Origin of the sequence: Streptomyces sp. WZ-12 (genome assembly GCF_028898845.1) — a bacterium.
Taxonomy (GTDB): domain Bacteria; phylum Actinomycetota; class Actinomycetes; order Streptomycetales; family Streptomycetaceae; genus Streptomyces.
Genome location: NZ_CP118574.1, coordinates 242,417 through 265,588 on the forward strand (window position 1 = coordinate 242,417; position 23,172 = coordinate 265,588).

At 70.0% G+C, this 23,172-nt stretch carries 22 protein-coding genes; 11 read left to right on the forward strand and 11 right to left on the reverse strand.

The features are described 5' to 3' along the window. Positions 1-28: 28 nt before the first annotated feature. Entirely contained in the window at positions 29-805 is a 777-nt protein-coding gene (locus tag PV796_RS00565) for a class I SAM-dependent methyltransferase (protein WP_274910723.1), read from the reverse strand. 172 nt (positions 806-977) lie between these two features. On the opposite strand from PV796_RS00565, the gene PV796_RS00570 reads away from it, so the two are divergent. Continuing rightward, positions 978-2,435, forward strand: a complete 1,458-nt coding sequence (locus PV796_RS00570) for a S53 family peptidase (RefSeq protein WP_274910724.1) — start codon at positions 978-980, stop codon at positions 2,433-2,435. A gap of 35 nt (positions 2,436-2,470) precedes the next feature. Here the strand turns inward: PV796_RS00570 and PV796_RS00575 are convergent, their stop codons facing one another. After that, on the reverse strand, positions 2,471-3,181 hold the full coding sequence (locus PV796_RS00575; RefSeq protein ID WP_274910725.1) for an MSMEG_1061 family FMN-dependent PPOX-type flavoprotein: 711 nt from the start codon (positions 3,179-3,181) through the stop codon (positions 2,471-2,473). Between the two features lie 40 nt (positions 3,182-3,221). Beyond that, entirely contained in the window at positions 3,222-4,214 is a 993-nt protein-coding gene (locus tag PV796_RS00580; protein WP_274910726.1) for a PDR/VanB family oxidoreductase, read from the reverse strand. Between the two features lie 127 nt (positions 4,215-4,341). Between PV796_RS00580 and PV796_RS00585 the strand changes: the two genes are divergently transcribed. From PV796_RS00585 to PV796_RS00595, 3 genes are all read left to right on the forward strand, one after another. Beyond that, entirely contained in the window at positions 4,342-4,995 is a 654-nt protein-coding gene (locus PV796_RS00585; protein WP_274910727.1) for a TetR/AcrR family transcriptional regulator C-terminal domain-containing protein, read from the forward strand. 74 nt (positions 4,996-5,069) lie between these two features. Further along, positions 5,070-5,630 (forward strand): DinB family protein, encoded by a 561-nt coding sequence (locus PV796_RS00590; protein WP_274910728.1) that lies wholly within the window; start codon positions 5,070-5,072, stop codon positions 5,628-5,630. 221 nt (positions 5,631-5,851) lie between these two features. Continuing rightward, positions 5,852-6,886 (forward strand): D-alanyl-D-alanine carboxypeptidase family protein, encoded by a 1,035-nt coding sequence (locus tag PV796_RS00595; RefSeq protein ID WP_274910729.1) that lies wholly within the window; start codon positions 5,852-5,854, stop codon positions 6,884-6,886. 94 nt (positions 6,887-6,980) lie between these two features. Here PV796_RS00595 and PV796_RS00600 read toward each other — a convergent pair whose 3' ends face one another. The 4 genes from PV796_RS00600 to PV796_RS00615 are packed head-to-tail and all read right to left on the reverse strand — an operon-like array spanning position 6,981 to position 10,670. Then, positions 6,981-8,177 carry an ABC transporter permease gene (locus PV796_RS00600; protein WP_274910730.1) on the reverse strand — a complete coding sequence of 399 codons (1,197 nt, stop codon included), beginning with the start codon at positions 8,175-8,177 and terminating at the stop codon, positions 6,981-6,983. Then, positions 8,177-8,926 (reverse strand): ABC transporter ATP-binding protein, encoded by a 750-nt coding sequence (locus PV796_RS00605; protein ID WP_274910732.1) that lies wholly within the window; start codon positions 8,924-8,926, stop codon positions 8,177-8,179. The genes PV796_RS00600 and PV796_RS00605 overlap by 1 nt, the downstream gene beginning before the upstream one ends. Beyond that, positions 8,923-10,041 (reverse strand): efflux RND transporter periplasmic adaptor subunit, encoded by a 1,119-nt coding sequence (locus tag PV796_RS00610; protein WP_274910733.1) that lies wholly within the window; start codon positions 10,039-10,041, stop codon positions 8,923-8,925. Before PV796_RS00610 ends, PV796_RS00605 begins: the two co-directional genes overlap by 4 nt. Further along, positions 10,038-10,670 carry a hypothetical protein gene (locus PV796_RS00615; protein ID WP_274910735.1) on the reverse strand — a complete coding sequence of 211 codons (633 nt, stop codon included), beginning with the start codon at positions 10,668-10,670 and terminating at the stop codon, positions 10,038-10,040. The genes PV796_RS00610 and PV796_RS00615 overlap by 4 nt, the downstream gene beginning before the upstream one ends. A 133-nt stretch (positions 10,671-10,803) precedes the next feature. Between PV796_RS00615 and PV796_RS00620 the strand changes: the two genes are divergently transcribed. Genes PV796_RS00620 through PV796_RS00630 form a run of 3 tightly spaced genes read left to right on the forward strand, consistent with a single transcriptional unit; the run spans position 10,804 to position 13,518 of the window. Next, entirely contained in the window at positions 10,804-11,490 is a 687-nt protein-coding gene (locus tag PV796_RS00620) for a response regulator transcription factor (protein ID WP_274910737.1), read from the forward strand. A 7-nt stretch (positions 11,491-11,497) separates the two neighbouring features. Further along, complete coding sequence (locus PV796_RS00625) at positions 11,498-13,027, forward strand: ATP-binding protein (RefSeq protein ID WP_446750544.1); 1,530 nt, start codon at positions 11,498-11,500, stop codon at positions 13,025-13,027. Further along, on the forward strand, positions 13,024-13,518 hold the full coding sequence (locus PV796_RS00630) for a hypothetical protein (protein ID WP_274910738.1): 495 nt from the start codon (positions 13,024-13,026) through the stop codon (positions 13,516-13,518). Before PV796_RS00625 ends, PV796_RS00630 begins: the two co-directional genes overlap by 4 nt. A gap of 89 nt (positions 13,519-13,607) precedes the next feature. On the opposite strand, the gene PV796_RS00635 is transcribed toward PV796_RS00630, so the two are convergent. The 3 genes from PV796_RS00635 to PV796_RS00645 all read right to left on the reverse strand — a co-directional run bounded on the left by PV796_RS00635 (position 13,608) and on the right by PV796_RS00645 (position 16,866). After that, entirely contained in the window at positions 13,608-14,261 is a 654-nt protein-coding gene (locus PV796_RS00635; protein ID WP_274910739.1) for a response regulator transcription factor, read from the reverse strand. A 110-nt stretch (positions 14,262-14,371) separates the two neighbouring features. Next, a complete protein-coding gene (locus PV796_RS00640; RefSeq protein WP_274910740.1) occupies positions 14,372-15,928 on the reverse strand; it encodes an alanine/glycine:cation symporter family protein in 1,557 nt (518 codons plus the stop codon). Between the two features lie 470 nt (positions 15,929-16,398). Then, positions 16,399-16,866: an ATP-binding protein gene (locus PV796_RS00645; protein WP_274910741.1), complete on the reverse strand. Its 468-nt coding sequence runs from the start codon at positions 16,864-16,866 to the stop codon at positions 16,399-16,401. 599 nt (positions 16,867-17,465) lie between these two features. Here PV796_RS00645 and PV796_RS00650 point away from each other — a divergent pair. From PV796_RS00650 to PV796_RS00665, 4 genes are all read left to right on the forward strand, one after another. Continuing rightward, on the forward strand, positions 17,466-18,632 hold the full coding sequence (locus PV796_RS00650; protein ID WP_274910742.1) for a sensor histidine kinase: 1,167 nt from the start codon (positions 17,466-17,468) through the stop codon (positions 18,630-18,632). Next, entirely contained in the window at positions 18,607-19,260 is a 654-nt protein-coding gene (locus PV796_RS00655; protein WP_274910743.1) for a response regulator, read from the forward strand. Before PV796_RS00650 ends, PV796_RS00655 begins: the two co-directional genes overlap by 26 nt. A gap of 274 nt (positions 19,261-19,534) precedes the next feature. Then, entirely contained in the window at positions 19,535-21,196 is a 1,662-nt protein-coding gene (locus PV796_RS00660; protein WP_274910744.1) for a GMC oxidoreductase, read from the forward strand. A gap of 124 nt (positions 21,197-21,320) precedes the next feature. Next, a complete protein-coding gene (locus tag PV796_RS00665; RefSeq protein ID WP_274910745.1) occupies positions 21,321-21,467 on the forward strand; it encodes a hydroxybenzoate 3-monooxygenase in 147 nt (48 codons plus the stop codon). A gap of 199 nt (positions 21,468-21,666) precedes the next feature. On the opposite strand, the gene lpdA is transcribed toward PV796_RS00665, so the two are convergent. Then, positions 21,667-23,067 (reverse strand): dihydrolipoyl dehydrogenase, encoded by a 1,401-nt coding sequence (gene lpdA / locus PV796_RS00670; RefSeq protein WP_274910746.1) that lies wholly within the window; start codon positions 23,065-23,067, stop codon positions 21,667-21,669. Positions 23,068-23,172: the final 105 nt, after the last annotated feature.

Below are 23,172 nucleotides of genomic sequence, written 5' to 3' on the forward strand. Positions count from 1 at the left end.
GCGGGGCACGCCGGCGCGCGTTCCCGCGTCAGCCGCGCGGGGTGCCCGTCACGGCCGCCCAGGGATGGGTGAAGGTGAGGGAGCCGTCGTCGTGGCGGACCGGGCGCAGGCCGGTCGGCGCGCCGCCGGCGAGCTCCTCTTCGAGCCGGGCCCGGATCCGGGCACCCACCGGTTCCGGGGTCTTGCTGCGCGCCAACCAGTCCGCCAGGTCGAGGTCGTGGTCCCGGATGGCGGTCGAGGCCACCGCGGCGCCGGCAGCTTCCAACAGGGTGCGCAGCTCGGTGAGCGACAAGGTCCGGTGATGACTGGGATCGCGCAGACATTCGAGCCGGTTGGTCTCCTCGGCCAGCGCCGGATCCTCATCGGCGATCATGTCGATGAGACCGATCCGGCCACCGGGCCGGGTGACCCGGACCATCTCCCGCACCGTCGCCGCCGGATCGGCGACCTGGTGCAGCGCCAGCCGGCAGACGACGAGGTCGAACTGCCCGTCCAGATAGGGAAGTTCGACCGCATTGCCGAGGGTGAAGGTGATGTTGTGCAGGCCGGCGGCGTTGGCGAGCCGGTGCCCCTGCTGGAGCATCTCCGGAGTCAGGTCCAGGGCGCTGACGTGGTGCACCCGGGGTGCCAGCGCGCGGCCCAGGTGAGCGGCGCCGGCGGCCACGTCCAGTACCTGTTCGTCGGCCGAGGGCGCGAGCCGTTCGAGGATCCAGTCCAACCCCCGTGCGGCGAAGCCCTCATCGGTGAAGGTCGACGCCTGGATGCGGAACTGCTCGCGAACCGAGTCATCGTGAGTTCCCGTCATATCCGCCAGCGTACGCCCGCCCGATCGCGCCGCCGCGGGCGCGGGGGTCGCCTGGCTGGCGGGCCCCAGCGACGTCGCTCCCGGTCCGCAACCATCCGACGGACCAGTGCGAGGGGCGCCACACCCGGGCCGTGGTCATGATCGGAGGGTGACCTTCCCCAGCTTGCTGACCATGCGTCATTGTCCGCGTCCCGGTCCGCGTCCCGGTCTGCGTCGTGGCCTCGCCACGGTCTCGGCCGCGGCCCTGCTCGTCACCGTCCCGGGCTGTGCGGGCCGTGCCACGCCCGAAACGGGGCGGGCGGGGTCGTCGGCGGCGGCCCAGGCCGCCACGTCGGCGTCCGCCGCGCCGCCGGCCATGCTCCGGCCGTTCAAGCACCTCCCGTCGCAGGCCGAGTGCCGTCGGCGGCTCGGCTTCCCCTGTTACCCCGCGGACTCGGTGCGCAGGGCGTACGGCGTCGACACGCTCAACTCCGCCGGGATCACCGGCAAGGGCCGGACCGTCGTGGTCTACGAGGAGGTCGTGCCCAACACCCTGAAGCAGGACCTGGCAACGTTCAGCCGGGCCATGAAGCTGCCCCTGCCGGAGCTGACCGTCGACCGGTACGCCCCGATCGGGCACATCGCACCGTTCGATCCGAAGAACAAGCAGATGGTGGGCCCGGCCATGGAGGCCACCCTCGACACCCAGATCGTGCACATGTTGGCGCCGGACGCGAAGATCGTCGTCACTCAGATCGGCCTGCCCGAGCGCGCGTTCACCTCCCCCTCCCCCACCTCCGACGCCTCCCGAGCGCTGCCCGATGCGGAGTCCCCCCAGGAGGCCAGGCAGTCCGCGAAGGTCGGTGCGGCGCTGATGCTCGACGGCATCGCGCAGAGCCTCCTCCGGCACCGCCCCGACGTGATCTCGATCAGCTTCGGCATCGAGGAGTACGCCGCCGCCGGGAACAGCCACGCGCCCGCCCGCGACCTGGCGGGGTTCAGCAGCGCGCTGGCCCAGGTCGTGGCGGGGGGCACCACCCTGACCGCCAGTACGGGCGACCTCGGCGCCGCCCCGCCCATCGGGCCGGGCGGCCGACGCGTCAGATCCGTTCCCTGGCCGGCCGCCGACCCCAGCGTGCTCGCCGTGGGCGGCTCCCGCCTGCACCTCGACGACGAGGGCCGGCGCACCTCCCCGGACACCGTCTGGAACGACCGCTCCGGCGCCACCGGCGGCGGCCTTTCCCAGACCTTCGCCCGCCCCGCCTACCAGGCCCCGGTGGCGCACGTGGTGGGTGAGCGCCGCGGCGTCCCCGACATCTCCATGGACGGCTCGTCCACCGGTGGCACCCTCGTCTACGAGGGCTTCCTCCCCACGGGCCCGGGCTGGCTCCCGGTAGGCGGTACCAGCGAGGCCGCCCCCATGTTCGGGGCGCTGGTCGCGCTCGCCAACCAGAAGGCCGGCCACCGACTCGGCGACGTCCACGAGGCGTTGTACGGTCTCGCCCGCGATCCGCACGGCGGGATCGTCGACATCACCGAGGGGAACAACGGCCCCGACGGCTTCGCCGCCACACGGGGCTACGACCTCGCCTCCGGTCTCGGCACGGTCGATGCCTCCGTCTTCGTGCCGAGGCTGGCCGGAACCGGCTGACACGGCGGCAGCACGTCAGGGGCGGGGAAGGTGGATCAGTAGAGGTCGTTGCGGTAGTGGTCCTCGGCGATCGCGCCGAGGGAGCCGAGCTCGCTGCCGAGGTTGGCGGCCATCTTCTCCGCCATCTGCGCGGTGATCTGGGCGTAGAAGTTGTTGCCGAGGGTGAGCGCGTCGGCCAGGCCCCGGCGGTCGTCCTCCCAGAGCCCGGCGCGGATCACGGCCTTGCCGCACTGGAAGAACGCCTCGCGTACCCGCACGATCGTGGCGAGGACGGCGGGTTTGCCCTCGGCACCGAGCCGCTCCAACAGGCCGGGGTCGTCGGTGACGAACGCGTCCCCGTTGATCCGAACCGTCTCCCGTACGCCGGGGACGAAGAAGACCATGCCCACGGCCGGGTTGCGGGTGATGTTCTCGAAGGTGTCGGCGGTGCGGTTGCCCGGACGGTCGGGTACGGCCAGGGTCCAGGGGTCCAACACCCGTACCGCGCCCGGCGGATCGCCCTTGGGGCTGGCGTCCACGCCCCCGCTGTCGTCGGCGGTGGCCAGGCAGCAGAACGTGCTGTGGGCGATGAAGCGACGCATGAACGCGCCGAGGTACGGCTCCTTCTTCTCCGCGACGAAGGGCTGGGGGTAGCCGATGACCTCCCGGACGCGGGCCATGTCGATGGCCTGATAGGCGTCGGCGGCGGTGCGTTCGGGCGCGGGGCCGCGGGCGTCCCACACGACAGCGGCGGCGAACGGATCCATGGGGCGCTCCTGTACGGATGAACGGCCGGTGGCCATGCGGTCAGACATCGAGGACCAGCCGGGGGGTGCGCGCCCGCGAGACGCAGAGGTACATCCGGTCGCCGCGCTCCCGTTCCTCCTCCGAGAGGATGTCGTCGCGGTGGTCGGGAACGCCGTCGAGCACCCGGGTCTCACAGGTGCCGCAGACTCCCTGTCGGCAGGAGCCGGCCACCGGCAGGCCCGCGTCCGCGAGCGCGTCCAGGACGCTTTGCTCCGCCGGTACGCCCACGGTGCGGCCGGAACGGGCGCAGACCACCTCCACCGCGCTGTTGCGCGCCGGCTTCCGCTCCCGCGGCCGGAAGCGCTCCATGTGCACGGTCCCCTGGGGCAGTTGCGCGGTCCCGTTGGCGACGGCGTCCAGCAGCGATTCCGGGCCGCAGGCGTAGACGGCGGTGTCCGGAGGGGCCTGCCCCAGCAGCGCGTCCAGGGGCATGCGCCCGGATTCGTCCCCCGGGTAGAGGCTTACGGCGTCGCGGTGGGGTGCGAGTTCGTCGCGGAAGGCCATGGCGGCGGCGGACCGTCCGCCGTAGGCGAGTCGCCACCGGGCGCCCGAGGCGGCCGCCTGACGCACCATCGGCAGGATCGGGGTGATGCCGATGCCGCCGGCGACGAAGAGGTAGGAGTCGGCCGGTTCGAAGCGGAAGTGGTTGCGGGGGCCGCGGATCCGCAGCGGCTGGCCGGGCCGCAGGAAGGAGTGGACGTACTCCGATCCGCCGCGACTCGCGGGGTCCCGCCGCACCGCCACGCGGTAACAGGACGGGTCGTCGGGCGCGCCGCAGAGCGAGTACTGCCGGACGATGCCCGTGGGCAGCACCAACTCCACATGGGCTCCGGGCTCCCAAACGGGCAGCACCCCGCCGCCCGGCCGGGCCAACACCACCGAAACCACTCCCGCGGCCTCCCAACGCAACTGCCGTACGATCACCGGGATTTCCTGTGGCCCGGCCTCCGAAGCGGACGCCCCCGCGGCGACCGGCGCGGTCTTGGTTGCCATCTCTCCTCCTTCTCCGCACTCCTTGACGTTGCGCCGGGCTTCTCACACCGCACCGCACCGCCAAGAGAATCGGCAATGGATAACCACGTTAACAACGTTAAATTAAGCTACTGATAACATCGTTAACATGTCAATGCGAGAAAGCGGTCGCGCGGGTACGCGCAGGGGATCGCTCCGGCCGGACACCGTGGTGGACACCGCGCTGGCCCTGGTCAACCACGGCGGCCTGGAGTCACTGACCATGCGCCGCCTGTCCGATGCCCTGGGAACCCAACCACCCACCCTGTACCGGCTGTTCCACGACAAGGACGCCCTGGTCGACGCGATGGCCGACGCCGTACTGGCCTCCGCGCTCGGCCCGCTCCCCCAGGCCGACTGGGAGGCCCGCGTGACCGCGCTGGCCGAGCGCCTGCGGGCCGCCCTCCTCGCCCAACGGGACGGCGCCCGCATCGTCGGCGGTGCCTACACCACTCGACACCCCACCCTGGCGATCGCCGACTCCCTGCTGGCCGCCATGCAGGAAGCGGGCTTCACCGGCGAGGCGGCGGTGTGCGCCATCACCACGGTCTTCTCCTACGTCCTGGGCGAAACACTGGAGCAACAGGGACGCACCGATGTGGACCTGGACGACGTCAAAGCCTCGTTCTCCGACGACGACTACCCACACCTGGCCCGCAGCCCGCTGCCGGCCCTGCTCGACTTCGACACCAGGTTCGCCTTCGGCCTCCGAACGATCACGGCCGGCCTCCGGGAGCAGCCCACGCGCCAACGCACGACGTGAGGCACGACCCGTGGCGGCGGCAACAGCGATAACCCAGTGGCGTTTTGAGGCCGTCGCAGACGAACATGCCTCGCATGACTGACCAGTTCGCGCGATGGAGCCAGGCAACCCGCTACACCGACATGTGGGCCGATCCGGACGACGACCCCCGCAACAACGAAGGTCCGAGTCCGGACGGCGAGCTCGCGACGTTGCGGGACGTGCTGACCAACTACCGCCTGACCCTGCGGATGAAGTGCGAGGGTCTGAACGCGGAGCAACTGGCCCGCCGTTCGGTTCCGCCGTCGACGATGTCGCTGCTCGGCCTGGTCCGGCATCTCGCCAGAGTGGAGCGGGACTGGCGCAACTGGATCAGCGACGGTGAGCCGCTGCCGAAGCTGTACGGCGGGCGGGAGGCGGACTTCGACGGAGCCGTCGCCGAGCAGGCCGTGGTCGACGCCGCGTACGACGACCTGGAGCGCGAGCAGGCCGCGACCGACGCCGCGCTGGACCAACACCCGGACCTGGGCACGCGCGTGGGGAAGGACGGGATCGCCGTTCGGGAGCTGTTGGTGCACCGGATCGACGAGTACGCCCGGCACTGCGGGCACGCCGACCTCTTGCGCGAGTGCATCGACGGGCGGGTGGGCCAGTGACGAGAAGCGGGCCGGTAACCCAGGGGAGTCGGCCGGGCGCCGCGCGCGAGCAGCCTCACGAGAAACACCAGTCACCTACACAACACATCCACAGGGGCGGGCACTGTTGCCCGACCATGACACAGCCGGCTTGACAGTCACTGTCATCGCCCAAGTAGGTTCACTGTGAACCGAATTCGCACTACGCGCCGGCGCCCCTTCGTCGGCAGGAGGAACGCCCCATGGGTTCCCACGCCCGCCCCAACCGAATACACCGCACCGGAGTCCGGATCGCGATGGTGGCACTCGTCGGTGCCGCCCTGCCGATCACTGCCGGTGGCCTGGCCGAGGCAGCCACCCCCGGCGCCACGCACTCCGCGGACGAGAACGGCCAGCAGAGCCACGACGCCGCCACAACGGCCGGCCGGCACCAGGCCGCACCCCATCAGTCCCAGCCTTCCCAGGCGGGGCAGCACGCCGCCCAGGACCAGGCCGCTCCCCAGATCCACACCGACCACGCCTTCCTGCTGGACGCGCGGGACGGTAGCCAGGAGCGGGAGTTGTGGGCCGGGGCCAAGGCGGACGAGAGCGTGCCGATGGCCAGCACCACCAAGATCATGACCGCCGTGGTGGTGCTCAAGCACCCGGAGTGGCTGGACCGGCAGATCACGGTGAAGCAGGAGTACCGGGATTACGTCCAGAAGGTCGGCGCCAGCACCGCCGACCTCCAGACCGGCGACACGCTGACCGCCAGGCAACTGCTGCACGCCATGCTGCTCCCGTCCGGCGCGGACGCCGCGCGAGCCCTGGCCGACACCTTCGGCCACGGTGACACCGAGGACGCGCGGATCGCCGACTTCGTGCACCAGATGAACGCCGAGGCGCAGCAACTGGGCATGACCGGAACGCACTTCGACGGCGTCGACGGCTTCTCGCACGGCAACAACCACAGCACCGCCCGCGACTTGGCCAAGCTGGGCCAGCGCGCGATGCTGCAGCCGGTGTTCGCCGACATCGTGAAGAACAAGCAGTTCAAGACCGAGGCCCCGGCGGCCAACGGCCACACCCGGTACTACACCTGGAACAACACCAACCAGCTGCTGAGCACCTACGCCGGCGCCCTGGGCGTTAAGACCGGCAGCGGCCCGGAGGACGGCTACTGCCTCGTCTTCGCCGCCAAGCGGGACAACCGCACCCTGGTCGGCGTGATCCTCAAGGACGACCAGGGCCGCTTCGACGACGCCACCAAGATGCTCGACTGGGGCTTCGCCCACTGAGCCGGCAGCACAGCCGACGCTGAACGGGTGCCGCACGCACCGCGCGCGGCACCCACCGCCGGCGAACCGTGCGATGCCTCCGGTCTCATGGGATTCAGCTGGCGTTGAGAGCGACAGTGGGGTGCAGCCGGGAGGCCCGTACGGCCGGATACAGACCTGCGGCGACGCCGATGACGAGGGTGGCGCCCAGGCCGCCGGCCAGCGACCAGGGCGGTACCACGGCCGTCCACCCTTGCGCACGGGCGAACGCGAGCGTGGCGACGGCCCCCAGCGCGGCACCCGCGGTCCCCCCGAGCGCCGACAACAGCAGGGACTCGGTGAGGAATTGGAGGCGGATCGCGCGCTTCGTCGCGCCGAGGGCGCGGCGCAGCCCGATCTCCGCCCGGCGTTCCAGTACCGAGATGACCATGGTGTTGGCCACGCCCACCCCGCCGACCAACAGCGCCACCGCTCCGAGGCCCAGCATCAGTGCCGTCAGGCCCTTGTCGGTGGCGGCCTTGGCCGCGAGGGCGTCGGAGGGACGGGAGACCTTCACCGCACCCTCGTTGCCGGGGTTGACCGTTCGGGCCAGGACCTGCTGGACCGCCTCCACCGAGGCGTCCGTGGAGCGTTCGAAGAGGGTGGTGGGGTGACCGTCGAAGCCCAGATACCGCTCGGCGGAGGGGAATCCGACCAGTGCGGTGCGGTCCAGGGTCGGTACGAGGTCGATGGGCGCGAGGATGCCGGTGGCGACGTACCACTGGTCGTTGAGGAGGATCTTGGCGCCCGGTGCGGTGATGCCGAGGCGGTCGGCGGCCACGGAGCCCAGTACGACGGCGGGGAGCCGCTCGCTGGCGTGGTTGAGCCAACTGCCCTGGCTGGTGCGGGCGCCGAGGGCGTCGAGGAGGTCGGGGCGGGCGGCTTGGACCGTGACGCCTGAGGCCAGTTCCTCGGGTACGACGTCGCTGCGGCGCACCCGGGCGTTGACCGCGCCGGTGGCGGTGGCGTGCTGGACCGGGCCGATCCGCTCGACCATCGCCACTGCGCTCTTGGGGAGTTGGATGTCCTGGCCGAGCTCGTTCTTGCCGGCTTCGGCGGTGAGCAGGTTGGTGCCGAGCCGGTCCAGACGGTCGAGCAGGTCGGCGCGGCTGGAGGTGGACAGGCCGACGACGGCGACCATGGTGGCGATGCCAAGGGCGATGCCGAGGGCGGACAGGACGACCCGGGTGCGGCGGGTGTGCAGGCCGCTCGCGCCGGTGCGCAGGACGTCGACCGGACGGAGCCGGGCCGGCCGCAGTGCGGGGCCGCTCATCAAGGCACCTCCTGGGTGTGCCCCGCCCGGGAATCGGGTGAGTTGGGGCTGCCTGTGTCGTCGACGATCTCGCCGTCGCGGAGGCGGATGCGGCGGGGCAACGCGTCGGCGATGTCGTTGTCGTGGGTGATGACGCAGACGGTGGTGCCGGCCGCGTGCAGTCCGCGGATGAGGTTCATGACCAGCGCGCCCGAGGCGGTGTCCAGTGCGCCGGTCGGCTCGTCCGCGAGGAGCAGGTCGGGTTCGCCGACCAGCGCGCGGGCGATGGCCACCCGCTGCTTCTCACCGCCCGAGAGTTGGTGGGCGAGGTGGTCGGTGCGGTGGCCGAGCCCGACTTCGTCCAGGGCGGTGCGGGCTCGGGCGCGCCGCTCGCGCGGCCCGGCTCCGGCGTAGAGCAGGCCGTCGGCGACGTTGTCCTGGGCGCTGCGGCCGGGGGCGAGTGGGAAGTGCTGGAAGACGAAGCCGATGTGCCGGGCGCGCAGCGCAGAGAGCTGCGCGTCCGAGAGCCGGCCGATGTCGTAGCCGGCGACCGTGACCTCGCCGGAGGTGGGGCGGTCGAGGGTGCCCAGCAGGTTGAGCAGGGTGGATTTCCCGGAGCCGGACGGGCCGACGATGGCGACCAGTTCGCCCTGCGCCACGGTCAGGTCGATGTCTTTGAGGGCGTGGACCGCGCCGGGGTAGGTCTTGGTGGCGGCGCGGAGTTCGATCACGTCCGGGGGCGTGCTGGGGTCGGTGGGTGCGGGGGTCATTGCTCGGCCGCTCCGACCTTCGTGCCCTCGGTCACGCCCGTGCCGCTGATCTCGATGCGGCCGTCGGCCGTCAGCCCGGTCTGGATGCGCACCAGGTGCGTCCCGGTGCCCTGGACCACCTGAAGTCCGTAGCCGCCTTCGCGCAGTGCGACGACCGCCTCGACCGGAACGGTCAGCACGTTCTTGCGGCGTTCGCTGACGAACTTCACGCTCAGCGTGCCCTGTTGGTCCTTCGGCCGGAGCGTGCCGCCGTCATCGAGGGTGATCTCGACCTCGACACCGCCGTCCTGCGAGGGGGCGGTGCCGGAGCCGGCTGCCGTCTCTTGCCCGGCGGACGCGGACCCGCCAGGGGCGGCGGTGCCGCTGACCTTGCCCCGTACCGTGCCCCCGCTGGGCAGGGTGACATCCACCTTGGTGCCGCGTGCGGCCAACGCGCGGTCGGCCTTGTCGAGCGAGGCCCGCACGACCGGCTGGGTGGAGGCGATGGTCAGGACCGTGCTGTCCGGGCCGACGGTGTCGGCGAGGGCGGCGTCGGCGGAGATCACCCGCACGGGGCCGGGCTGGAAGACGATGTCTCCCCTGCCGATCTCGCCGTTGGCGTCGACGATGCCCAGGGACTTCTGCCACGCCTTGACCGCGGCCTTGGTCGCCTCGTCGTAGCGGGTGTCCGCGGACAGGCGGGGACCGAAGCCCAGTTCGCGCAGGTTGCGTTCCAACTGGAGGACGTCCGGGCCGTGGTCGCCGACCTTCATCGCACGGAACATCGGTGTCGAGCCGTACAGGAGAACCACCGGTCGGGCGTCGCGCTCGTACAGGCGCTGCCCGGGCGAGAGGGTCCTGCCCGGCTCGGCGGCCTTGGTGAGGGTGCCCGCGACGGGGGATTTCACCGCCCGGCGCTGCGCGTAGTCCAGGCGTCCGTCGACGGTCTTGCTCCGGACGAGGTCGGTGCGGGTGATCTGGGTGGTGGCGGGCGGCGCCTTGGGCCGCCGGCCGTCGGCCGGGGCGTCCTCGTCGGAGTTGGTGAGGAGCATGACGCCGGCGATCGCCGCGGTCGTGGTGGTCGCTGCCGCCAGCGCGACGACGCCCCGGTGGCGCTTGTGTGGTGCCGCGCTCACTGCATGCCGTCCAGTCCGTCGAGGAGCTTGTCGTTGCATGCCTGGCGGGCCTGTTTGTAGGCGGGCGAGTCCCGGCTGATCTCGGACGAGGCGGGGTTGGGGTCACCGCCGGGGATGACGTTGCCGTCCTTCAACTGCGGGTTGGTGAACTTCGCTACGCCGTGGGCGCGCATGCACTGGGCGTGCGCGAGCATCGACTCGTATTCCTTCTGGGTGTCGCGGCGCGGCTCCAACTTCGCGGCGGCGAGCATGTCCTTCGTGCAGACGCCGTCGTTGCCGCCCTTGGCGATCGCCTCGTTACCCGGCTTGCGCTGGAGTTCGTCGATCCTGGTCCAGTCGAGATAGCCGCTCAGTTTGGGATCGGGGAAGTCCTTGTCGACGTTCTTGCGCATGCACTTCACATAGGTCATCTGCGCGTCGTAGAAGGCGCTCTTGCCCGGGGCCCGGCCGCTTGGGGAGGAGCCCGACCCGTCCTTGGCCTCGCCCGTGCTGGCCGGGCTGCTCACGGAGGCGATCCCGTCGTCGGGCGGGGTAGCGGCACCGCAGGCCGTGGTCAACGCGAGCGCCGGTAGGGCGATCAGCAGTGCCAGGCGCACGGCGCGGGAAGAGGAGGAGGTCTGTTGGGGCATGCCGCCAATCTCGGGGCGTCACGTGGTGGGCGCTGCATGGCCACATGATGAGCGCGTAACAATGGCCCCGGCTCTGCATCTCAGCCTGTGGATAACTCCTGAGCTGCGTAAACCCTCGCCCATAATCGGCAACATGCCGCATGTGCTGCTGATCGAGGACGACGCTTCCGTACGAGACGGAATGGAGCTGGTGCTGCGCCGCCATGGCCACGAGGTCGAGGGCGCCGCCACCGGCGAGGCCGGCCTGGCACTGCTGTCCCGCCCGCGCGGCGGCGGCATCGAGATCGCGGTGGTCGACCTGATGTTGCCGGGTATCGACGGCTTCGAGGTATGCCGTCGCATCCGCGGCCGGAGCCAGATGCCGATCATCATGCTCACCTCCCGCGGCGACGATCTGGACGTGGTCAGCGGACTGGAGGCGGGCGCCGACGACTACGTGGTCAAGCCGATCACCGGCCGGGTGCTTGAGGCCCGCATCCGGGCGGCGATGCGGCGGGCCGGCCCGCCCACCCCCACCACCGTCGACGACTTCGCCGGGCTCGTCATCGACCGGGCCGGCCTGACCGTGACCAAACGCGGTGTGGCCGTACCGCTCCCACCCACCGAACTGCGGCTGCTGCTCCAGTTGTCCGCCTCCCCCGGCCGGGTCTTCAGCCGCGAGCAGCTCCTCGAACTCGTCTGGGACCACGGCTTCCTGGGCGACTCCCGGCTGGTGGACGCCGCGGTGGGGCGCCTGCGCGCCAAGTTGGAGGACATCGCCGCCACACCGCGCTACATCCAGACGGTACGCGGCTTCGGCTATCGCTTCGGGCCGGTGTGAGCTCGTGGTGAAGGCCACGACGAGCACCACGGAGAGGGGCGGGGCGGAGCCCGTCGCGGAGACGTTCGCACGGCACGCCGCCCGGGCCCGTGCGAGGTTGCCGCGCCCGGGCGGGCTCCGCGGCCGTCTCCTGCTCACCGTCGTCGTGGCCGCCCTGCTCAGCGCGATCACGGCCACGGCACTGGCGTACCGGGAATCGCGTGACGCGGTCCTCAAACGGGCTCAGAACGCCGCCGTCGAAGACTTCCGCAACCGCATCGAGCACCTGGCCGGGGAGCTCGATGTCCCCACCGAGTTGCGCTCCATGGCGCACTTCGCCACGGAGGTCTCCTCCGGCCTGCACGACTCGCTCGTCGTTGTCCAGTACCGCGACTTCACCGCCGCTTCCGACCCGTCTGCCGACCGGACCCGGATAACTCCCGCGCTGCGCGCCGCCGTACGCGCCCACCCTCGGGTCTCCCTCCAGCGGGTGGAGCACGACGGGCAGCCCTGGCTGGTTCTCGGCGCCCCGGTCGGTCTGGAACCGCCGGCCCGCGGCGGCGACTCGGCGCAGCCGTCCGGCATCGAGGTCTTCGCCGTGGTCTCCCTGGCGGAGGAGAAGCGCGACACCGCCGCGCTGGTGCGCAGCGTGACCACCGGCCTGCTGCCGGTGGTGCTGCTGGCCGCGGTCCTGGCGCTGCTCGCCGCCCGTGCGGTGCTGCGACCGGTGCGCAAGCTAGCGGGCGCCACCCGCAGGCTCGCCGCCGGCGAGCTGAGCACCCGGGTGGAGGAGAAGGGGCACGACGAACTGGCCGAGCTCGCCCACACGTTCAACGAAACGGCCGGCGCGCTGGAGCGCACCGTCGGCGAGCTGCGCGACCAGGAAGCCCTCGCCCGCCGCTTCGTCGCCGACGTGTCCCACGAGCTCCGCACTCCACTCGCCGCCATGACCATGGTCTCCAGCGTCCTGGAAGAGGACGCCGACCAGCTCACCCCCGACACCGCGCACGCGGCCCGCACCGTCAGCGCCGAAACCACCAAACTCGCCCGACTCGTCGACGACCTCATCGAGATCTCCCGCTTCGACGCCCGGGCCGCGGCCCTCCACGCTCATGACGTCGATGTCGCCGCAACGGTGCGCGCCACGCTCACCGCCCGCGGCTGGGCCCAACGCGTCGAGACCGATCTCCCACCAGGCATACGGGCCCGGCTCGACCGCCGCCGCCTCGACGTCATCGTCGCCAACCTCGTCGGTAACGCCCTCCGCCACGGCGCACCGCCGGTGACGCTCACCGTGCGGGCCGCGGACGACCAGGTCACCCTCGTGGTCGCCGACCACGGTCCCGGACTGACCTCCGAGGCCGCCCGCCACGTCTTCGACCGCTTCTACAAGGCCGACAGTGCCCGCACCCGCTCCGAAGGCAGCGGACTGGGCATGGCCATCGCCCTGGAAAACGCGCGCCTGCACGGTGGCACCATCGAGCTCGCGCCCCCGGCACACGGCACCGGCGCGGTCTTCACCCTCCGCCTGCCCCTCCGCACGGAATCCCCCTCATGACACGCCCCCGCACCGCCCTGCTCTGCTGCGCCCTCGCCCTCCTCGCCGCAGGCTGCGGCATTCGACCCACCGGCGTCACGGACGGCGGCGCCGCCCCCTCCGGCGTCCCGCAGGGCATGCGGATCTACTTCGCGTCCGACGACGGGCCGCGCGCGGTCTCCCGGCCCGGCATCACCCTCACGGGACTCAACGACGCCTTCAAGCTGTTGGCCGTCGGCCCCACCGCGCAGGAACGCGCTGGCGGGCTGGCCAACCTCGTCCCCACGGGAACGAGGTTCACCGCCACCGCCAGCCACGGCACCGTCACCATCAACGCCCCTGACCACCTGGGCGCCTCCCCCCAGGACCCGGCAACCGGGCAACTGGTCTGCACCCTCGCCCGGGCCGAGGCCCTCCTCCACGGCACCCCCTCGGACACGGTCCCGGTGACCATCGTCAGCAAGGCCGGCCGCGCCGGGCCGTACCAGTGCTGGCAGTTCCGCCAGCACTGAGGGCGGTTCCCCGCTCAGTGTCGAACGGCGATTTCTGGGCTTGCGGTGCCGAGCGAACCGATAGGGCCAAAGGAGGCCGGACACCCGCGCTAAGCGAGGCAGTACCCCTTGCCGTTGTCGGTGCAGATGGCGTCGCGGTCGCCGAGTTTGCGACGCAGTCTGCTGATGGTTGCGCGGACGGCATTGGTGCGTGAGTCCATGTTGGCGTCCCACACCTTGGCCAGCAGTTCCTCATGCCGGACCGGAAGTCCCTTGGCTTCCATGAGCAGTTGCAACACGGCGAACTCCTTGGGAGTGAGTCCGACCGGTTTCCCGTGGACCCGAACCTCGCGGCGTGCGGGATCCAGTGTGATTCCCTCGTGCCGCAGGACGAGCGGAGCCCCGGTCCGGCGATGGCGGCCGAGAGCCCGTACGCGGGCGACGAGTTCAGGAAAGGCGAAGGGCCTGGTGAGGCAGTCATCGGCGCCCAACTGCAACCCGCGGACTTTGGCTGCCACCTGATCTGCGGTCAGCAACAGGATTCGGGGGCGCTCCTTTCGTTCGGCAAGGCGGCGGCACAGTTCATACCCACCGATGGGGCCAAGTTCGTGGTCAAGGACGATGACGTCGTAATCGGTGAAGTTGCTCAATCGTTCGGCCTCGTCACCGCAGTTGGCGACATCGACGTTTATGGCAAGCCGTCGCAGTCCCATACCGGTTGCCCGGGCCACGACACGATCGCTTTGGGCGAACAGAATTCTCATGACTTTCCTTGCGGCCACAACTGCTGACGTGGTCGGGGAGGTATGGGTGCCCTTGCCCCAAGGGCAGGGTCACCCATACCTATGTGAGGGTCCGGTGGAGCGGTGTACGGTCAGGGCGTTTCGCGGGCGGTTGGACTGGGGTCTGCCGGGGCGGGGATTGACGTCGGGTCCTGCTTCAGCGAACCGGCCCGAACCAGGGCGAGGAACGCGACGAGTTCCTTCTTCACGACGGGGGCCAGCAGGTAGAGGCCGATGATGTTGATGACCGCGAGGAGGAAGAGCACCGCGTCGGCCATATTGATCAGGGAGGCGAGGGAAAGCAGCGAGCCCAGGGCGACGAACAGGGTGTACAGCGCCTTGTAGATCTTCTCGCTCACGCTGCTGCGGCCGAAGAGGTACGTCCACGCCTTCAGGCCGTAGTAGCCCCACGTGATGATCGTGGAGAAGGCGAACAGGAGCACCGCGATGGTCAGGAGGTAGGGGAACCACGGCATGACCGTGGCGAAGGCGTCCGAGGTGATGGTCACGCCTTCGGGGGCTGCTCCGGTTTCGGCCGCGGCTGCGCGCGCCTTGTCCCAACTGGGCGTGCTGGCAATGACGATGGCCAGCGCCGTCATGGTGCACACCACCACGGTGTCGATGAACGGCTCCAGGAGGGCGACCAGCCCTTCGGTGACGGGATGGCGGGTCTTGACGGCCGAGTGGGCAATGGGGGCGGAGCCCGTGCCGGCCTCGTTGGAGAACGCGGCGCGTTGGAAACCGATGATCAGTGCGCCGATGACGCCACCGGCCACGCCTTCCGGCGCGAACGCCCCGCCGATAATGGTGGCGACGGCGCTGGGCAGGGCGGTGAAATTGACCAGGATGACGAAGACGCACGCGGCGCAGTAGAGGCCGGCCATGATGGGGACGAGTCGGCTGGTGACCTTCGCGATCGAGCGAATTCCCCCCAGCAGGACCAGACCGGTCAGTGCCGCGAGCACGATGCCGAAGGCCAGGGCACCGGTCGAGGAACCCAGCAGGCCGTCGTCTCCCCCGGTGATCGACTTCAACTGGGCGAAGCTCTGGTTGGTTTGGAACAGGTTGCCGCCGAACAGGCCGAAGAAGAGCAGCGCCACAGAGGCCAGGACGGCCAATACCTTGCCCAGGCGCGCCATGCCCCGCTCGGCCAGCCCTTTGCGCAGGTAATACATCGGGCCGCCGGAAACGGTGCCGTCCGCGTGGTACTCGCGGTACTTGACTCCGAGCGTGCACTCCACGAACTTCGTGGCCATCCCCAGCAGACCGCAGAGGATCATCCAGAAGGTCGCACCGGGACCACCGATGGTCACCGCAACGGCGACGCCGGCGATGTTGCCCAGACCGACCGTGCCGGATACGGCCGCCGTCAGCGCCTGGAAATGGGTGACTTCACCCGGGTCACTGCTCTTGCTGTACTTCCCCCGCACCAGATCGACGGCCAAGCCGACCCGGCGCAACTGCACGCCTTTGAACCAGATGGTGAAGACCGCGCCGGCGACAACCAACCAAGCGACGATCCAAGGAAACGACAGCCCAAAGATGCTGACTTCAGCGAAGACGAAATTGGAGAGGTGAGTGGACAGGGGGTCGAAGACGCTGTTGACGGCGCTATCGACGCGAGAGGTGAGGGTGTCGAGAAACGACATCAGCACACCCCTCTAGTCGGAACGCTCACGTACCGCGCCGGGGTGGCGAAACCGCTGGGCGGGTACGCCGCCTGGCAGTTGTGCAGGTGCGGCGGGACTGTCCGCATACGATCGGCGTCCACGCGACTTGGGGGTGATGGTGCACACCCGACTGCCCGCTGGTGGTCTGACATCTGTCTCTTTCCTTGTCTCATCGGATGGTTCAAGGCACTGAGACAGCGCCCTGCCAATGCCGCTCGGCGCCGTCCTGCAGAAAGGCGACGTAGCTGCGAAGGAGACCGGGTGTTGCGACACGGGGGCCGCGTGCCTGGCCGCATCCTCAGCGGGGGGTGGCCGGGCCCAGCCCATAGCGTTCCGCTTGGCGATCAGGCCCGTTATGAGTGCACAGATAAGCAGTTGCCCGTTTACAGGGAAGTAAAGGAATCCTTATATCCGGCCCCACGTTCCGCGGGGGCTACCATCAGGGGCGATCAGACCGTGACGACGCTCCGGTACTGCGGGATGGGCAACTCGCACCACACCTGCTTGTGTTGGGCATCGTGACGGACCACGCCCCACGCCCGGCTGAGCGCCGCAACGATCGCCAGTCCCCTGCCGCACTCGCGCAGACCGCGTTCCGTCTCGGTGCTTGCCACGGCGCGGAGGCTCTCCCCTGGACCGGGGTCGTGCACGGCGATGTGCAGCGCTCCTTCGGCGTGGTCTGTGGGGTGAACGATGTACAGGCTCAGCCCGGTGGTGTAGCTGCAGTGCTTCACGGCGTTGGCGACCAGTTCGGTGACCACGAGCTCGACCGCCTCGATGAGGTCGACACCGCACCCGTGATGGGTGAGCCATTGACGGGCGAGGCGGCGGGCAGACCTGGCGGGGCTGACTCCAAGGGCGTGTCGGGACCATGTGACAGCACAGGGGTGCCGCGGCGCGATCTTGAGAGACATCATGGCAATCCGACTCCTTCACACCCTGGCCTCAGCCGGCCCTGGACTCCGCCGGAGTCCGCCTTGGGTGACGCGTGGGCGAGGAGTGCCACGTCCTGGCCTCACCGTCGACGCCGTGACTGGTGCCGTGGTGGCTCGTCCACCGTTCTCCTGCTGCCGATGGCGAGCCTTGTACGACCACGGCACCACGCACCGCGGGGCCGAGGCGACACCTTTTCGGATGGAACAGAGACCGACGAAAGTAGGCCCCCGGCAGCGCGTGACCCGCTAGCCGCCATGCGCACCGCAAGCCCAACTGACATACGAATAAGGAGAGTTCAACGCGTCACGCCTGCCGATCAACAGGCGTGAACCACCCGCAACCGATACCGGCGGTGGCATGACGGCGGCACCGCCACCACCCGGCCCACCCTGCCCCCCGCCGGGATGCGCCTCGACCAGAACGCCCTCCGGCGACCCGTGCCAGACAGGGGAGCTTCCGACCTTCGTGCCCCCGTGGGACTGCCGCACCGCCGCCCACCATACGTATCCTTTTTGTAATGATTTCGTCCTCATCTTCGCGCGCCGAAACGCGGCATCGGAGCCGGTGGCATCCGTCCGCGGTGGACACCGCAGTGGCATTGGCCGCGGCCGCGTACGGCGTCGGGGACTCCCTGGTCCTCGCGGGAAGCGGCCTGTTGACCGGCAAGCCCTACTGGGCGGCGGCCGCTGCGGGATCGGCCGGACTGATCGTTCTGTGGCGGCACCGATTTCCACGCTTCGTGACGGGTGTCGTACTCATTGCGCACGTGTTCTGCTACGCACCCGGCGCCGTCGTGGTCATGGTCTACACCCTCGGGGGCCGCTACCGATCCCGACTGCGCCTGGTCGCGCTGGGTCTCATCGCCCTGGCCGCACAGACAGCCGCCTCCGAACTCGGCGGCATGGGTCTGGACCTCGTCCACGGAGTGCCCTTCGTGGCTGCGCCCTTGCTGATGGGCCTGTACGTGGCCACCCGGCAACAACTCATCGCCACCATGCGGGAACAAGCCGCGATCCAGGAGCATCAGCAGGCCCTCCTTGAGGAGCGTGCACGTGAGCAGGAGCGCACCCGGATCGCGCGAGAACTGCACGACGTGGTCGCCCACCGCGTCAGCCACGTCGTTCTCATCGCCGGAGCCTTGCAGGTCAGCGCGGACCGCGGGGCTGACTGGGTCCGCCAGGAGACGGAACGCATCCGCCGCGCCGGCACCCAGGCACTCGTCGAACTGCGCGACATCCTCGGCGTCCTCACCGGACACCAGAGCCAGGAGAAGGCTCCCTTGGAGCCCACGCCGACGACATCCGACCTCCACACGCTCGTCGCCGACTGCCGCCGCCTCGGCATGGACATCACCCTGCGGCTGCGGGGCGCCGTGGACACACTGCCCGCGGCCACCCAGGTCACCGTCTACCGCGTCGTACAGGAAGCGCTCACCAACGCGCTCAAGCACGCGCCCGGCGCCCATGTGACCGTCGATGTGCACGACGGTCACGACGCCGTGCACATCGTGATCGCCAACGGGCCGCCCACGGCAAGCCCCGCCGAAGACCTGCCCTCGGCCGGATACGGCCTGGTGGGTCTGGCAGAGCGACTCCGCGTTCTGGGCGGCGCCTTCGAGGCCACCACGCAGCCCAGCGGCGCTTTCCGCGTCGACGCCACCATTCCGCACCGCGCTGCGCACCCCTCGCAGGCAGCAACGCCCACCCTTCAGGAGTCGTCCCGTGATCAGAGTGATCATCGTCGATGACGAACCCCTCGTACGTCATGGGCTGCGCACCATCTTGGAGGCCGACCCCGGTATCCGCGTCGTTGCCGAGGCCGCCGACGGTCATGCGGCGATCGAGCAGGCGCGCGCCCATGCCTGCGACGTGGTCCTCATGGACATCCGGATGCCGCGCGGGGACGGCATCGTCGCCACCCGTGCCCTGCGGGCGATGGCCACGCCGCCGGCCGTGGTGATCCTCACGACGTTCCAGCTCGACGAGTACGTGACCGAGGCGCTGCGCGCCGGTGCGGCCGGCTTCCTCCTCAAGGACACCCCACCGACCGAGATCATCCGCGCCGTTCACGACGTGGCCGAAGGTCACGGCGTGCTCTCGCCCTCCGTGACCCGACAGGTCATCGACACTCTGCTCCAGCAACACCAGGCGCTGACCGCACGGGAGCGAGCCCAACTGGAATCGCTCACGGCGCGCGAGCGGGAAGTCCTCCACCTCGTCGGACAGGGTCTGTCCAACGCGGACATCGCCCGCTCGCTGTCCGCCAGCGAAGCCACCATCAAGATGCACGTCAGCCGGGTACTCGCCAAACTCGAACTCAACAATCGCGTCCAGGCGGCGCTCCTCGCCCGCAACGCCGACGCCGCCTCCCCGTAGCACTCCACGCGGACCCGACCGCCCGAAGGTCGCACCGCGACGGCGGCGAGTGACGCGGTCCCCCGTGCCTGGACGGTCGGAGTCCCGGGCGGCGCCCCGCATCGGCGGCGCATTGTAGTCGGCCAACGGCCCCCATAACTCTGCCATTTACCGCAGTCTTTCGTGCCCAGGATGGTGACGCGGCGGCTGGACGGCCCACGGTTCCCATCGGGACGGCCCCCGCGGATCAGCCCTGCGGGGACAACTCCTTCGACGAAGGCCAGGCACCCTGAACATGTTCGAGAACCAGCAGAACCAGCATCTGTCACGCCGCCGCCTGATCGGACTGGCGGCCCTCGGTGGCGCCGCCGTCGCCGGAATGACCACGATCTCCGCCGCCCCGCGTGCCACCGCCGCCGAACAGCGGGCTCCGCGCGCCGACAGCGGCTCGTTCGTGCCGGCCGTGGTGATCGGTACGGGATACGGCGCCGCGGTGTCCGCGCTGCGGCTCGGCGAGGCCGGGGTTCCGACGCTCATGCTCGAAATGGGCCAGCTATGGAACAAGCCGGCGGAGGACGGCAACGTCTTCTGCGGCATGCTCACGCCCGACCGCCGTTCGAGCTGGTTCAAGTCGCGCACCGAGGCCCCGCTCGGTTCGTTCCTGTGGCTGGACGTGATCAACCGGAACATCGACCCGTACGCGGGCGTGCTGGACAGGGTGCACTTCGACGAGATGTCGGTGTACGTGGGGCGCGGCGTCGGCGGCGGCTCACTGGTCAACGGTGGCATGGCGGTCGTACCGAAGCGCGCGTACTTCGAGGAAGTGCTGCCGCAGGTGGACGCGGCGCAGATGTACGAGCGGTACTTCCCGCGCGCCAACGCCGCGCTCAAGGTGAACCACATCGATCCGGCCTGGTTCGAGGAGACCGAGTGGTACAAGTTCGCGCGGGTCTCGCGCGAACAGGCCGGCAAGGCGGGCCTGAACACCACCTTCGTCCCCAACGTCTACGACTTCGGCCACATGCAGCGCGAGGCGAGCGGTGCGGCGCCCAAGTCCGCGCTGGCCGGCGAGGTCATCTACGGCAACAACCACGGCAAGCAGAGCTTGGACAAGACCTACCTGGCGGCCGCCCTCGGCACCGGGAAGGTCACCATCGAGACCCTGCACCGGGTCAGCGCGATCCGGCAGCAGGCGGACGGCAGTTACGTGCTGTCCGTGGTCCAGAGCGACGCCGACGGCACGGTCATCACCCACAAGGAGATCGCCTGCCGCCACCTGTTCCTCGGCGCCGGCAGCCTCGGTTCGACCGAACTGCTGGTGCGGGCGCGGGAGACCGGCGCGCTGCCCCGCCTCAACTCCGAGGTCGGGGAGGGTTGGGGCCCCAACGGCAACATCATGACCGGGCGGGCCAACCACCTCTGGAACCCCACCGGCGCCCACCAGTCGTCGATCCCCGCCCTGGGGATCGACGACTGGGACAACCCCGCCGCCCCGGTCTTCGCGGAGATCGCGCCGATGCCGGCAGGTGTGGAGACCTGGGTCAGCCTCTATCTGGCGATCACCAAGAACCCCGAGCGCGGCACCTTCGTCTACGACAAGGCCACCGACCGGGCGGTGCTGCGTTGGACCCGGGCCCAGAACGCGCCCGCGGTCGAGGCCGCGAGGTCGCTGTTCGACCGGATCAACAAGGCCAACACGACGATGTACCGCTACGACCTGTTCGGGCCGCAACTGAAGAACTTCTCCGACGACTTCTGCTACCACCCGCTCGGCGGCTGCGTGCTGGGCAAGGCCACCGACGGGTACGGCCGGGTCGCGGGCTACCACAACCTCTACGTCACGGACGGCGCGCTCATCCCGGGGTCGATCGGAGTCAACCCCTTCGTGACCATCACGGCGCTGGCCGAGCGGAACATCGAGCGGATCGTCGCGGAGGACGTCAAGACCGCGCGCTAGCCGGCGGCGGTCCGGCCAGCCGATCCGCGCGAGAGCTCGCTCGCCGAACCTCAAATCGTCTTCGCTGAAAGGGAATCCATGGACTCCGCCCGACTGCCGATCCTTTTCGTCAGTCTTCCGGAGAGTGGGCTGGCAAATCCGTTGCAACGCCGGTGACGCCTCGTACCAGGGTTTCTTCCGCCAGCAGGTCGCCCGGGCGGAGCTTGCGCGCCTGTTCACGTCCGGCTCGGCGAACCGCCTGCTGAGCGAGTTCATCGCCGGGCTGAACTAGGCAGTTCGTAACGGGGCATTGTTCTTCGGCCCGACCGAGCCGACGCCCTTGCCAAGTGGAAGACTCCCCGCCCGGACATCCGCGAACCAACTCATCGAAACCGAGGCCCTCCTGCGTGTCTGGTTCGACCGAGCCGCGTCTGCGCTCCTTCCCCGCCAGCTCTTCGCTGGTCAGAGCGCTTATCGGCGGCGCACCCCGGTCACATGTTGATCATGTGCCCCGCGAGACCGTGCACCGCTTCCTGGATGGCCTCGCCGAGGGTGGGGTGGCCGTGCACGTTGCGGGCCACCTCATGGACCGTCAGGTCCCACTTCTGTGCCAGCGTCAACTCCGGGAGGAGTTCGGTGACTTCGGGACCGATGAGGTGGGCGCCGATGATCTCCCCGTAGCGTGCGTCGCTGATGAGCTTGACGAAGCCGGCGGTGTCCCCGAGGCCGTGGGCCTTGGCATTGGCGGTGAACGGGAACTTGGCCACCCGTACGTCGAAGCCCTGCTCGCGGGCCTGGGCCTCGGTCCAGCCGAAGCTGGCGATCTGCGGCTGACAGAACGTCACCCGCGGGATCATCAGGTAGTCCAGCTCCATCGTCTCGCTGCCGCCGATGGTTTCGGCGGCGACGACGCCCATCGCCTCGGCGGCGTGCGCCAGCATCAGCTTGGCGGTGACGTCGCCGATGGCGAAGATGTGCGGCACGTTCGTCCGGCAGCGGCCGTCGATGTCGATGGCGCCGCGCCCGGTCAGCCGGACGCCGGTGTTCTCCAACCCGTAGCCGGTGGTGCGTGGTTGGAAGCCGATGGCCTGGAGGACCTGGTCGGCCTCCAGGGTCTGGCGCTGGCCGCCGGTGGTGACCGTGACGCGCACCTTCTCCCCGGAGTCGTCGATGCCCTCGACCCGGGTGGAGGGCAGCACGTTGATACCCAACTTGCGGTAGCGGCGGGCGAGTTCGGCGGACACCTCCTCGTCCTCCAGCGGCACGACGCGGTCGAGGAACTCCACCAGGGTGACCTCGACGCCGTAGTTGTGGAGGACGTAGGCGAACTCGACGCCGATGGCGCCCGCCCCGGCGATCACGATGCTGCCCGGCAGTTCGTCGGAGAGGATCTGTTCCTCGTACGTCACCACCCGGTGGCTCAGCGCCGTGCCGGGCAACAGGCGGGTGACCGAGCCGGTGGCGATGATCGCGTGGCCGAAGGTGAGGGTCTCGGTCCGGCCGTCGCCCAGCGTGACGTGGAGGGTGTGCGGATCGATGAAGGAGCCGACGCCCTCGAACTGCTCGATCTTGTTCTTCTTCATCAGGAAGTGCACGCCCTTGGCGCGGCCCTCGGCCACCCGGCGGCTGCGCAGGAACGCCTCCCGGTAGTCGAAGGTGACCTGCCCGTCGATCCGCATGCCGAAGGTCTTCGCCTCGCGGCCGACGATGTGGGCGATCTCGGCGTTGCGGAGCAGCGCCTTCGACGGCACACAGCCGATGTTGAGGCAGACGCCGCCCCAGTACTTGGCCTCGACGATCGCGGTGCGCAGGCCGAGCTGGGCGGCTCGGATGGCGGCGACGTACCCTCCGGGGCCGGCGCCCAGGACCACCACGTCGAACTGTGTGTTCATGTCGGGATCCCGCTTCCGGTGCCCGTGCCGGGCGTGCGGCCGCCCGGGCTGCGCTCGCTACGCTCGTTCATGTTCGGCAGCCTAGGCGGGGGCGGACGGGGCCGC

What these genes read in the sequence shown, in the direction of transcription:
- PV796_RS00595 (WP_274910729.1), top strand. Translation starts at nt 5,852, where the DNA reads ATGGGTTCCCACGCCCGCCCCAACCGAATACACCGCACCGGAGTCCGG.
- PV796_RS00570 (WP_274910724.1), top strand. Translation starts at nt 978, where the DNA reads ATGCGTCATTGTCCGCGTCCCGGTCCGCGTCCCGGTCTGCGTCGTGGC.
- PV796_RS00585 (WP_274910727.1), top strand. Translation starts at nt 4,342, where the DNA reads ATGTCAATGCGAGAAAGCGGTCGCGCGGGTACGCGCAGGGGATCGCTC.
- PV796_RS00635 (WP_274910739.1), bottom strand. Translation starts at nt 14,261, where the DNA reads ATGAGAATTCTGTTCGCCCAAAGCGATCGTGTCGTGGCCCGGGCAACC.
- PV796_RS00620 (WP_274910737.1), top strand. Translation starts at nt 10,804, where the DNA reads ATGCCGCATGTGCTGCTGATCGAGGACGACGCTTCCGTACGAGACGGA.
- PV796_RS00660 (WP_274910744.1), top strand. Translation starts at nt 19,535, where the DNA reads ATGTTCGAGAACCAGCAGAACCAGCATCTGTCACGCCGCCGCCTGATC.
- PV796_RS00575 (WP_274910725.1), bottom strand. Translation starts at nt 3,181, where the DNA reads ATGGATCCGTTCGCCGCCGCTGTCGTGTGGGACGCCCGCGGCCCCGCG.
- PV796_RS00615 (WP_274910735.1), bottom strand. Translation starts at nt 10,670, where the DNA reads ATGCCCCAACAGACCTCCTCCTCTTCCCGCGCCGTGCGCCTGGCACTG.
- lpdA (WP_274910746.1), bottom strand. Translation starts at nt 23,067, where the DNA reads ATGAACACACAGTTCGACGTGGTGGTCCTGGGCGCCGGCCCCGGAGGG.
- PV796_RS00600 (WP_274910730.1), bottom strand. Translation starts at nt 8,177, where the DNA reads ATGAGCGGCCCCGCACTGCGGCCGGCCCGGCTCCGTCCGGTCGACGTC.
- PV796_RS00630 (WP_274910738.1), top strand. Translation starts at nt 13,024, where the DNA reads ATGACACGCCCCCGCACCGCCCTGCTCTGCTGCGCCCTCGCCCTCCTC.
- PV796_RS00605 (WP_274910732.1), bottom strand. Translation starts at nt 8,926, where the DNA reads ATGACCCCCGCACCCACCGACCCCAGCACGCCCCCGGACGTGATCGAA.
- PV796_RS00590 (WP_274910728.1), top strand. Translation starts at nt 5,070, where the DNA reads ATGACTGACCAGTTCGCGCGATGGAGCCAGGCAACCCGCTACACCGAC.
- PV796_RS00565 (WP_274910723.1), bottom strand. Translation starts at nt 805, where the DNA reads ATGACGGGAACTCACGATGACTCGGTTCGCGAGCAGTTCCGCATCCAG.
- PV796_RS00640 (WP_274910740.1), bottom strand. Translation starts at nt 15,928, where the DNA reads ATGTCGTTTCTCGACACCCTCACCTCTCGCGTCGATAGCGCCGTCAAC.
- PV796_RS00580 (WP_274910726.1), bottom strand. Translation starts at nt 4,214, where the DNA reads ATGGCAACCAAGACCGCGCCGGTCGCCGCGGGGGCGTCCGCTTCGGAG.
- PV796_RS00645 (WP_274910741.1), bottom strand. Translation starts at nt 16,866, where the DNA reads ATGATGTCTCTCAAGATCGCGCCGCGGCACCCCTGTGCTGTCACATGG.